We start from the raw sequence: 10,078 nt of genomic DNA, 5'->3' as shown, positions 1-10,078 counted from the left end.
ACAATAAAAATACAGAAAAAAGGAATCTTTTACAATTCAAATGTAAAAGATTCCTTAAGTTAATGACATTGTGATTTTATTGGGTTTCTCTAACTTTGTCCTTATTATAACGCGCTCATCATCCATAATCACCATGCCATATTCCTGCAGCTTGGGGTGGAATTCTCCCTTTTTATACAGTGAACCGACCATAGCAATATCTATGATTCCTGTGGAAGAATCATGGGCTCCATGAATTTTTCCGATTACACTTTTCCGTTTTTTTATCCTGCCGGAAGGTGTCTGATATTCCGGTAACTCCTCCTTAATATCTAAAAAATCCTGAAAAGCATCCGCCCACTGTTCCATCAATGCGGATGATTCCAACAAAATGAGCGTACTTACTTTTCTCTCTGCAATCAATTTGCCGCACACTACCGTCTTTCCAAATGCTGTGGCGGCGCTTAAAATACCTGTATCTTTTTCCAGCATTTTTTTCACAGCCGGTATCTGTGATTTACGTAATTCACCCTGAAATGTGACATCTATCCTCCGCCCAACCGTTCTTTTATCCTCTAAATGATAATGGATTCCAGCTTCCTCACATCTCTTTACTAATTCGTCATACTGCCCCCTTGGTATCCCGATATACCCATACTCCTCCTGTCCCATATAAATCGTTCTGGACTCCAGATAATTGGAATAGCCAATTCTTTGATTTTTAAAATAAACCGGATTTAAAAAAGCCGCTAAACGCCTCACCTGATTTTGCAGGCGATACTTTAGATTTTTCGTATCCACATAAATCAGGTTCGATAAAACAATTTTCATGCTTCCCATGGCATCTTCCGAATGAAACTTCCGTTGATACTCCCATGGCTTGATTCTTATCTCCTCATTTTCCATGCCAGGTTCAAATGGATTTTCCGGCAACCAGGTTTTGATACATTCTTCTATTTTTTCTTTCGATAACTTTTTTGTCTCCATCAGAACTTTCCACTGATCCTGATAAGCATTCCAATTTTCATCAATAAATGCACTATTGCCCTCCCTCAATGCCTGTCCCTGCAGCGGCAGTGCAATTAAATTACCAATTCCGCCGTCCAGTACATGATTCTGTGTCGGCAGCATACGGTCATAATACCGAAAGGATTTCATATTTACCGTTTCCGCACCTTTATCCAACAATGCAAAACCAAATTTTCTGGCAAGACCTGCCGGAATTTTCTGGGCGAAAAATATCCACAGATGCGCTCCCCTTCCGGAACGGGAACGCTCTGTTAAAGCATCAATCCCCTGTTCTTTGCAGATAGTCCGTACCGCATCCACTTCTTCTTTCCACTCATTATCTGTGTTGGCAAAGTCCTTTTCTTCTGCTCCCTTTTCGTGGTTATCAAAATCAAAAACAATAAAACGGCAGGTATCATCAGGCAAGAGCGGATACACCCCGATCACATCGGAACCATCCGCTCTTTCTCCTTTCAAATGTCCTATAATCTGTGCAATGCCCAGTTTACTGTAACTTTGATTTTCGCACTTGCCGCACTGAATTTTTACCTTATCCGCCTTTGGGCAGACGCCATAATGCCAGAGATTATCACACTGGGGAAAATAGCCTGCTTTCCCCGTCTTTTTGCTTACGCTCCGCTTCGCATAGACATCTTCCCTGCCCCAGAACCTGGCAAAAAAGTGTCTGGCAGTATTTTCCGTTATGTCAATTGGAAGAAGGCTACAATATTTTGCCCCTATTTTTTTCAAACTTTGAATCCATTTATCCCCTTGAAGCGCTGCAGGTGAAATAGATAATCTGATACTTTTGGGCAAGCTTTTCTATAAATTCCATACCCGCATGAACTTTTTTGTCATCCAGGTTCGTAAACGGATCATCCATGATAAGAGGCGGCTCTTCTTCTTGATACATAGCGTCAACAAGGGCTATCCTAAGACAAATCCCAATCAGATCCCGATACCCGGAACTGAGAGTATTTGTATCCCGCTGCTTGCCCCATTCATCTACCGTAACTGCCGTATTTGCATCAATATGAAAATGGGCCGAATCCCTGAAAAATTGGATCGGCATATTTTGCTGTCATAACTTCCTTTGCCTGCTCCAATTTCTTCTTTGCCATGCTGACACATTCATATTTTTTCTCCTCCATGGACTGTATAGATTTTAATTCTTTCAGTCTTAAACTATTTTCCTCCCACTCATCATACTCTTCCTGAAGAGCTTCAAGGGTCTTATTATAATTGTTTATATTTTTTTGGACAGATTCTCTGTCTTCTGTGAACTGTTGAATTTGTTGATTAAGTTCCTCAAGCGTTGGCAACGATTCGTCTGCCTCTATTTCACTCCATGCGGTAATCTTATTTGCTGTTTCAAATTGTTCAAGTTCTTCCCTGGCGTCTTCCAAAACTTTCACCGCATTTCGGTAATTAACGACGCAATCCCGGATCTCATTGAGTTGTGAAAATAAATCATCTGCAAGATTTAAATCCGTTGACGCAATCCCGAAGTTCAAATTCATCATTTGCTTCTTTATCTTTAAATACTCTTGAAATCAAATACTTTTTTCCCTGCATTTCAAACACAAGCTGTCCGCCAAAAACACCGCCCTGCCATGGCTTATATCTCTTGCGCTCATTTTCTTCTATATTTCTCTTCCGATCTCCTTCAAGCCCATAAAACATAGTGCGGATAAAAGCTGCAAAGGTGCTTTTTCCCCAGCCGTTTTCTTCACAGATCATGTTGGCTCCATCGCTAAAACTCTTAGAATAATCATGAAATTTCCCAAAATTTTCTATATGGCAAGATAAAATTTTCAACTCTACTGCACCTCCTCCCCGGCAATTGCCTGTAAACCATACCGAATGATTATTTTTTTATCTTCTTCAGGAATCGACTGGTCTTCCATTACCTGGCGCACATACTCTCCTTTCAGCGACTCATCCAGCATGTAATCCCCGATATCAATCTTAAGCCGGGTTTCATCATATACTTTCACATAATAAAAACGTTGTCTGAATCGGGATTGAAAATATACAATATCTTTCTCACATTCAACGTCAAGCAAACCTTTTAGTACAATTTTGACTAATGCCTCATCATCACATCCTACATTCTGTATATCCAGTGCTGCTTTTGATATCATCTCAGCAGTTGTCCCACAATCTGTCACATCAACATTTACTGTATATAGCTTTCTTGGGGCAAATGGAACAAATTCACAGGTATACGTTCCTGTATCCTCATCTATATCAAGTACCACAAATCCATGTTCCCCGCACTCGTCAAAGCCTCTCCCTTCCAGACATCCTGCATAGCAATATGTCCCTCTTGCGTCAAGTTTCTCCATTTTATGTATGTGGATATGGCCCAGTGCCAGATAATCTATTCCTTTATTTCTCAGCGCTTTCAGGTTAATGATTTCTGCCCTGTCTTTTACATCGCTTTTTGACTCCTGCCCATGAAGCATCACGATATTAAACTTTTTGGAATCCAATACAAGGGATGTGTAAGCTGATTCTGCATTCTCCCTTGACAATTCCATTCCCGAAAGGAAATTATCATTATCATGGTTTCCCCTCAAATAGTAAAAAGTTATCTCCGGATGGCCGACAATATTATATAGAACTACATTTCTGGCGGTTGCAGAAATATTCTTTACATCAAACATATCACCGGCAATTAAAATAGATGATATATCGTTTTGAACAGCGTACATAATCATCCGCTCGAAAGTGTGCAATATTTCTCCTTTTCTCTCTTTTGCACGTTCCTTATCTAAATTAGTATCCATTTTAGAATCAAATGTAAATCTGCACAATGTATAAATTTCATTGATACCCATCCTGTCATATCTGTATAAACCATTCCTTATTGGTTACAGTTTACCACAATCGTTCTGCCTTAACCGCTGGAATCATCAATTTTTACGAAACACTATTTACTCCACCCTCACCCGAACCACCACAGGAAACTCAGATTCCGGCAAATCCGACAGGACAGAAAGCCCCCTCTCATCCACCCTCCATTTAAGCCTCCCCCGATACCCCAAAATATCCACGCCAGAGATAATCCCGTGAAATTCCGGCAAATCCTGATTTCTGCTGTCCGCCAGGGACTTGATAAGAAATCTGCCATCCCCCGGGGATTTTAACGCAATGGCATATATATTTCCATGGTTTACGGTAAAACGGTAATCCTCTGTGGTAAAAACCTGCTCCTTCTGGTCACTGAACTGACCCTCCGTTGTCTTTGTGGAGCCTTCCTCTGATTTTCTCCAGACTCTGGCCCCTTTTATGGCCTCCCCATTTACTTTCATCCACTGCCCCAAATCTTTTAAAATTCTTTTATCCTCATCGGGAATGCTGCCGTCTGCCTTGGGGCCGATATTTAAGAGGAGATTTCCGTTTTTGCTAACCACATCCGCAAGGGTACAGATAATCTCACCGCTGGTTTTATACTCTAAGGAATCTGTGTAACACCAGGAATTCCTGGCTACAGCAGTGTCTGTCTGCCAAGGGTAGGGCTTTGGCTCCCGAAAACCGCCCCGCTCCATTTCCACAATGCCGCTGCCAAACATGAAAGCGTCATGCTTATAGCACACAGATACCTCCTCCCCCCAAATTCTTCCCAGGTTATAGTAAAATGCCGCCAGCTTTTTTAAATAGGGTTTAAACGCCTGATGCTGTATCCACCAGTCAAAATATAAAAGTTTCGGCTGATAATTTAAAATCAGCTCCCCGGTTCTTGCCAGCCAGTCCTCTAAAAATTCCTCACTGGGATAAGGCTTGGAATACAAGTCCTCCGGGGCTGGCTCCGGCATGGCAGGCCAGTAAAAATCCCCCTTTTTCATGGGCTCTTTCACATCGCTGTCAAACTCCCTGCCATGCCCCATAAAAAACCAGTGTTCCGCCCTGTGGGAACTGGTGCAGAACTGAATCCCTTCCTTCTCTGCCGCCGCCTTTAACTCCCCTAAAATATCACGTTTCGGCCCCATGGCAAAGGCGTTCCAGTCTGACAGCCCGCTTTTATACATCTGAAACCCGTCATGGTGCTCCGCCACCGGGAACACATATCCCGCCCCGGCTTCCCGGAAAAGCGCCATCCACTCTCCCGGGTCAAAGTTTTTCGCCGTAAACAGGGGGATAAAATCTTTGTATCCAAAGTCTTTTTGCTCCCCGTAAGTTTTCCTGTGATGCTCAAAGGCCTCTGTGCCTTTTCTGTACATATTTCTGGAATACCACTCATTGGAATAGGCCGGAATACTGTAAAGCCCCCAGTGGATAAAAATCCCCAGTTTTTCCCGGAAAAACCATCCCGGCGCTTTGTTCTCCATAAGGGAATCCCACTCCGGTTTGTAGAGGCCGCTGTCTATCACCTCATCCATTTTCTTAAGAATTTCTTCTTCCGGATTCATATTGCCTCCTTTTCCATTTTCTCCTCAAACAAATGCAAGATTACTTGTCTTTTAACTGAATCAGCGCCACCCCCTTTGCCTCCAGGGAAACCATTGTCCCCGCTTCATACTCCCAGCCGGAGAGAAGGTCTGTGCCCCCCTGCTTTAAGGTAACGGAATCCACGCCGTCCCCATGATTTAAAAGAAACAGGAAACTCCCCTTTTCATTTTCCCTGACTGTAGCTTCGATGCAGGTCTCAAAATCTCCTGTGACCACAGGCTCTATGCCCTGCTCTTTTACAATTCTGTCAAAAAGATTACCGTAAAACTCCTCACTGGAACGGGTGGCTACATAGTAAGCTTTTCCTTTTCCGAAAGCATTTACTGTCACAGCCGGCATCCCCGCATAAAAGTCATCCTCATACTCTCCCAGGCTTTCCGCCCCTTCCAGATGGAGAAGGTCACAGAGAATTTCTGCGGGGTATATCTCATTTTCATAGTGGAAAGCATGTTCTGCCCCTGTTTTCTCTAAGGGAAGGGCATCGGATTCCTCCACCCAGATTCCAAGGATATCTCTAAGCCGTCCCGGATACCCCCCGGTAATAACCAAATCGTGGTCCTCCACATAACCGCTGAAATAGGTGGTTACAAATGTTCCCCCCTCTTTTACAAAGCTGCGGACTTTTTCGTCAAACCCGTCTTTGCACATATAAAGCATGGGGGCAATCACAAGCTTATAATCTGAAAGGCTATCCTCCACCCCTATCATATCCACAGAAATATGCATATTCAAAAGGGTGCGGTAATACTGGTGCACTTCCCCCAGATAATCGATAGCATTGCTTGGCCCTGCGGAAAGGCCGGCTGCCCACCAGTTGTCCCAGTCAAAGACAATGGCCGCTTTTGCCGGGGTTCTGCCCCCAAGGGTTTTATCCCCTAAGTCTTTTAACTCTTTTCCTAGGGCGGATATTTCTTTAAATACCCGGGTATGTTCCGTCCCCACATGGTCGATTACTGCCCCGTGGTATTTTTCACAGGCGCCGATACTCCTTCTCATTTGGAAAAACATCACCGTATCCCCTCCGTGGGCCATGGCCTGGTAGCTTAAAAGCCGCATCACCCCGGGGCGCTTTAACGCACAGTAAGCATGCCAGTTGCTCACGCTGGGAGTCTGCTCCATTAAGGCAAAAGTTTTCCCCTGTTTTAAGCCCCGCATCACATCATGGCACATGGCATTGTAACTGTAATCTGAGCCAAATTCCGGGTAGCTGTCCCAGGAGACAAAATCCATCTCTTTTCCCCACTTCTGGTAATCTAAGGGCTGGTAACATCCCATTAGGTTTGTGGTGACGGGAATATTCGGGGTATTTTTCTTTACCGCATCCCGCTCCAGCTTAAAGCAGTCTAAAATACTGTCGGAATTAAACCGCTTATAATCCAGGGAAATTCCCTGGAAATTTGTCCTCTGCACCCCGTCCCAGGAAAACTCTTCGGAGCGCAGATCCGGCAGAACCACATCCTCCCAGTCATAAAAAGTATGCCCCCAGAAACTGGTATTCCAGACACGATTTAACTCCTCTATCGTACCGTATTTTTTCCGAAGCCACACCCTAAAAGCCTTCTCACAGTTTTCACAGTAACACTCCCCGCCATACTCATTTGAGATATGCCAGGATACGATATTGTCATAATCCTTATAACGCCGGGAAAGTTTATCCGCCAATGCCACAGAATATTTCCGGTAGGTGGGGCTGTTGGGGCAGGAATTGTGTCTTGCCCCGAACTTCCTCTTAATTCCCATATTGTCCGTCCTTAAAATATCCGGGTACTTTCTGGCCATCCATGCCGGATGTGCCGCCGTTGACGTGGCAAGGCAGACTTTAATCCCATTTTTCTTTACAAATTCCATAATCTTATCAAGCTTAGAAAAATCATAGGTAACTTCATCTTTTTGCAGTGCCGCCCAGCTAAACACATTTAACGTCACCACGTCAATGCCTGCCAGGGCAAAAAGCCGCATATCCTCCTCCCAGATTTCTTCCGGCCACTGCTCCGGATTGTAATCCCCGCCGTACAAAACTTTTTTCACTTTTTCATGTTCAATCATATGTTTTTCTTCTCCTTTCAAAAAACTGTTACACCCATTGTAAAGTATCCCAGGAGATTTTTCTACAGTAAAAATTCAAGATAAAGCACAAGGAAAATTGCAGCAGTTTGGCCCAGGCCAGGAAGGAATCCCCCTTCCCTTGTTTGACAAAAAACGCCGGAGATTTTATAATATACTGACGGACAAAAAGATTTTTATTCTTTTGAAAAGCAGGAGCGTATCCATATGTATAAAATATTGATTGCAGATGATGAGGCAGTGATCCGTGAAGGGATTTCATGCCTGTTAGATTATGAATCCTTAGGCTTTGTCATTGCAGGGGAAGCGGCAAACGGAAGACGCGCTTACCAGGGGATTTGCGACTTAAAACCGGACGTGGTTTTTCTTGATATCCGTATGCCCGGTATGCTGGGCCTTGAAGTGATAAAAAAAGCAAGGGCCGACGGGTTTCAGGGAAAAATTATTATATTAAGCGGTTATTCCGATTTTAAATATGCCCAGGAAGCTATCCGGTACGGCGTAGAATATTACCTTACCAAACCCATTGACGAAAAAGAGCTGGAGGACATTCTTGTTCATGTAAAGGGAGATCTGGATACGGAAGCCGCCACAGAAAACGCCAGGGAACACTACCGCCGGAAAGCCAAAGACGCCATCCTTAAGGATATCTTGTCCGGTACGGCAGACTTTACCTCCTTTGACCCGGAGGAACTGCATCTTGACGCAAAAATCTATCAGGTTATCATTTATGAACCCTACAACAGAAATTCTTCCGGGGTAAACTACCGTTTTTCCGATTTGCTCCGTGTGGTAAACCAGGACAACAATTCCTACCACAGCATTGTCCATGAGGGAAAAGAGGCCGTGCTCTTAAAAGGGCCTTTCGCCATCCAGAAATTTAACGACTTTTTAAACCGGTACGAAAGCGAAAGCCGCCCCCAGAAATTTTCCCCCTTAGACAGCCTGTTTATCGCCTATGGCAGACCGGTTCACTCCTTAGAAGAGATATGCAATTCCTACTGTCAGGCCAAAGAACTTTCCTGCCGCCGTTTCTTCTGTGAGCAGGGACAGCATACCATGGGCTATATGCAGCTCACTAAAAAAAAAGACCGCCCATTCCTGTTAAACCATGAATTAAAAGATTTTTATGCGGGAAAACTTTTTGACTATCTCCAGGCATTTAACCGGAATATGCTGGCGGAAACCTTAAACGAACTGAAATCAAAACTATATGACACAGCGGACTCCATCCCGGAAATCCGGCTGTTTCTAACAGATATGTTTTTGCAGATAAAAGAACAGGCAAACCACCTTTACAACAGCGCAAATATTGCTTTTCCCAACAACAGTGAGATTATCAAATCCATAGAAGACTGCCTTTACCTTTACGAAATCTTCCTCTATTTGACAGAACTGTTTGAGCTTGTGATTTCTTCCATTGGCAGCACTTCCAGGGAAAGCGTGTTAGATGATATTTTACACTACATAAACCACAACTTTGCCAGCAATATCACACTGGAAAATATTGCCCCCCTCTTTAGGTACAACAGCTCTTATCTGGGGAAACTTTTCTCAAAAAAAATGGGTGAAAACTTTAATTCCTATGTGGACCATGTAAGGATTGAACATTCCAAAGAACTTTTGCTCTCCTCCGACATGAAAGTGTATGCCGTGGCGGAGAAAGTGGGCTACCGAAATGTGGATTATTTTCATGTAAAATTTAAGAAGTATGTGGGAAAAAGCCCGGCGGAATTCCGCAAAGAGAACCGGAGGGTATAGTATCAGAACAGGCTGCTGCACTTCTCTCCTTTCATATCAAGCGTCCGAAATCCAGGCATTTATAGTTCCACAGGGCATACCCAATGTGGTTTCTCTCAAAATATTCCGTCAAATCCCGTGCCCATCTCTTCGCAGCATCTTCGGGAGCATGGGCAATGACGCCAAATTCCCGGAGTACACTTCCTTTCCTGATGCTTCCATAAACTTAAAATGCATGGCTTAAAAGTTTTTCCATAAGAGCCCTGTCATTCTTTGGTTCTTCCCCTGTTAAAGCATGTTTCCTCTTCCAGTTTTCATGCTCCCCAAGGTACGCCCCAAAATCTGAAATATCATCGGGATATCCCACTTCTCTGTAAAACTCCCGCATCTCCTCTAAAAATTCCGCCTGCTGATGGGTAAATACCTGGGGCTCAAAGTAGTGGAAATTGTAACAGACGAAAGGGTCGTCTGCCAATTCCAGCTCTTTTAATTACACCACGCTGTTCTGCCCGCTGCAGTTTAAAAATTCCCAAGCCAGCAATTCCCAGATTCACAGAAACCTGTTCTTAAGATTTTCTTCTGTGAGAAGAGGCATGTGTTCCTCCATTGCCCCATACACATTTCCCCACAGGTCATGCAGATCCAGCACCATATATTAATTCCTCTTTTTAAAAACTCATAAACCATATCTAAAATCTCCGTAGAAAATCAATTATCCGTAAATCCAAAACAAAGGCAGGAGGTGACTGCAAAACATTACACCTCCTAGTATAATAATGGTGTAGTCAATCAAGACTACTTGGTTAATAAATTTCTAAAATTAGACAACAGA

At 43.6% G+C, this 10,078-nt stretch carries 9 protein-coding genes; 1 reads left to right on the top strand and 8 read right to left on the bottom strand.

All coding sequences use genetic code 11. The annotated features are described in order from the left end of the window. Positions 1-54: 54 nt before the first annotated feature. The 7 genes from D7Y06_RS21930 to D7Y06_RS21900 form a co-directional block, all read right to left on the bottom strand. On the bottom strand, positions 55-1,737 hold the full coding sequence (locus D7Y06_RS21930) for a TOTE conflict system archaeo-eukaryotic primase domain-containing protein (protein ID WP_158591463.1): 1,683 nt from the start codon (positions 1,735-1,737) through the stop codon (positions 55-57). A gap of 13 nt (positions 1,738-1,750) precedes the next feature. Further along, positions 1,751-2,059 carry an ATP-binding protein gene (locus D7Y06_RS21925; protein WP_120409718.1) on the bottom strand — a complete coding sequence of 103 codons (309 nt, stop codon included), beginning with the start codon at positions 2,057-2,059 and terminating at the stop codon, positions 1,751-1,753. Beyond that, on the bottom strand, positions 2,016-2,510 hold the full coding sequence (locus tag D7Y06_RS21920; RefSeq protein WP_147415741.1) for a hypothetical protein: 495 nt from the start codon (positions 2,508-2,510) through the stop codon (positions 2,016-2,018). The genes D7Y06_RS21925 and D7Y06_RS21920 overlap by 44 nt, the downstream gene beginning before the upstream one ends. After that, the gene (locus D7Y06_RS21915) at positions 2,458-2,805 is read right to left on the bottom strand and encodes an ATP-binding protein (RefSeq protein ID WP_120409716.1); all 348 of its coding nucleotides are present in this window, start codon (positions 2,803-2,805) and stop codon (positions 2,458-2,460) included. Before D7Y06_RS21915 ends, D7Y06_RS21920 begins: the two co-directional genes overlap by 53 nt. 2 nt (positions 2,806-2,807) lie before the next feature. After that, on the bottom strand, positions 2,808-3,830 hold the full coding sequence (locus tag D7Y06_RS21910; RefSeq protein ID WP_243119445.1) for a metallophosphoesterase family protein: 1,023 nt from the start codon (positions 3,828-3,830) through the stop codon (positions 2,808-2,810). A gap of 96 nt (positions 3,831-3,926) precedes the next feature. Next, a complete protein-coding gene (locus D7Y06_RS21905) occupies positions 3,927-5,402 on the bottom strand; it encodes an alpha-L-fucosidase (protein WP_120409715.1) in 1,476 nt (491 codons plus the stop codon). 40 nt (positions 5,403-5,442) lie between these two features. Beyond that, positions 5,443-7,488, bottom strand: a complete 2,046-nt coding sequence (locus tag D7Y06_RS21900) for a beta-galactosidase (protein ID WP_120409714.1) — start codon at positions 7,486-7,488, stop codon at positions 5,443-5,445. Positions 7,489-7,713: 225 nt separating this feature from the next. On the opposite strand from D7Y06_RS21900, the gene D7Y06_RS21895 reads away from it, so the two are divergent. Beyond that, positions 7,714-9,267 (top strand): response regulator transcription factor, encoded by a 1,554-nt coding sequence (locus D7Y06_RS21895; RefSeq protein WP_120409713.1) that lies wholly within the window; start codon positions 7,714-7,716, stop codon positions 9,265-9,267. A 205-nt stretch (positions 9,268-9,472) separates the two neighbouring features. Here the strand turns inward: D7Y06_RS21895 and D7Y06_RS21890 are convergent, their stop codons facing one another. Continuing rightward, complete coding sequence (locus D7Y06_RS21890; RefSeq protein ID WP_120409712.1) at positions 9,473-9,721, bottom strand: hypothetical protein; 249 nt, start codon at positions 9,719-9,721, stop codon at positions 9,473-9,475. Positions 9,722-10,078: the final 357 nt, after the last annotated feature.

Origin of the sequence: Roseburia sp. 1XD42-69, from assembly GCF_003612565.1 — a bacterium.
Lineage (GTDB): Bacteria > Bacillota > Clostridia > Lachnospirales > Lachnospiraceae > Roseburia_B.
The sequence above is the reverse complement of the archived record's forward strand: the minus strand, read 5'-3'. Positions and strand labels throughout refer to the sequence as shown.

What these genes read in the sequence shown, in the direction of transcription:
- D7Y06_RS21895 (WP_120409713.1), top strand. Translation starts at nt 7,714, where the DNA reads ATGTATAAAATATTGATTGCAGATGATGAGGCAGTGATCCGTGAAGGG.
- D7Y06_RS21900 (WP_120409714.1), bottom strand. Translation starts at nt 7,488, where the DNA reads ATGATTGAACATGAAAAAGTGAAAAAAGTTTTGTACGGCGGGGATTAC.
- D7Y06_RS21925 (WP_120409718.1), bottom strand. Translation starts at nt 2,059, where the DNA reads ATGCCGATCCAATTTTTCAGGGATTCGGCCCATTTTCATATTGATGCA.
- D7Y06_RS21920 (WP_147415741.1), bottom strand. Translation starts at nt 2,510, where the DNA reads ATGATGAATTTGAACTTCGGGATTGCGTCAACGGATTTAAATCTTGCA.
- D7Y06_RS21905 (WP_120409715.1), bottom strand. Translation starts at nt 5,402, where the DNA reads ATGAATCCGGAAGAAGAAATTCTTAAGAAAATGGATGAGGTGATAGAC.
- D7Y06_RS21910 (WP_243119445.1), bottom strand. Translation starts at nt 3,830, where the DNA reads ATGGGTATCAATGAAATTTATACATTGTGCAGATTTACATTTGATTCT.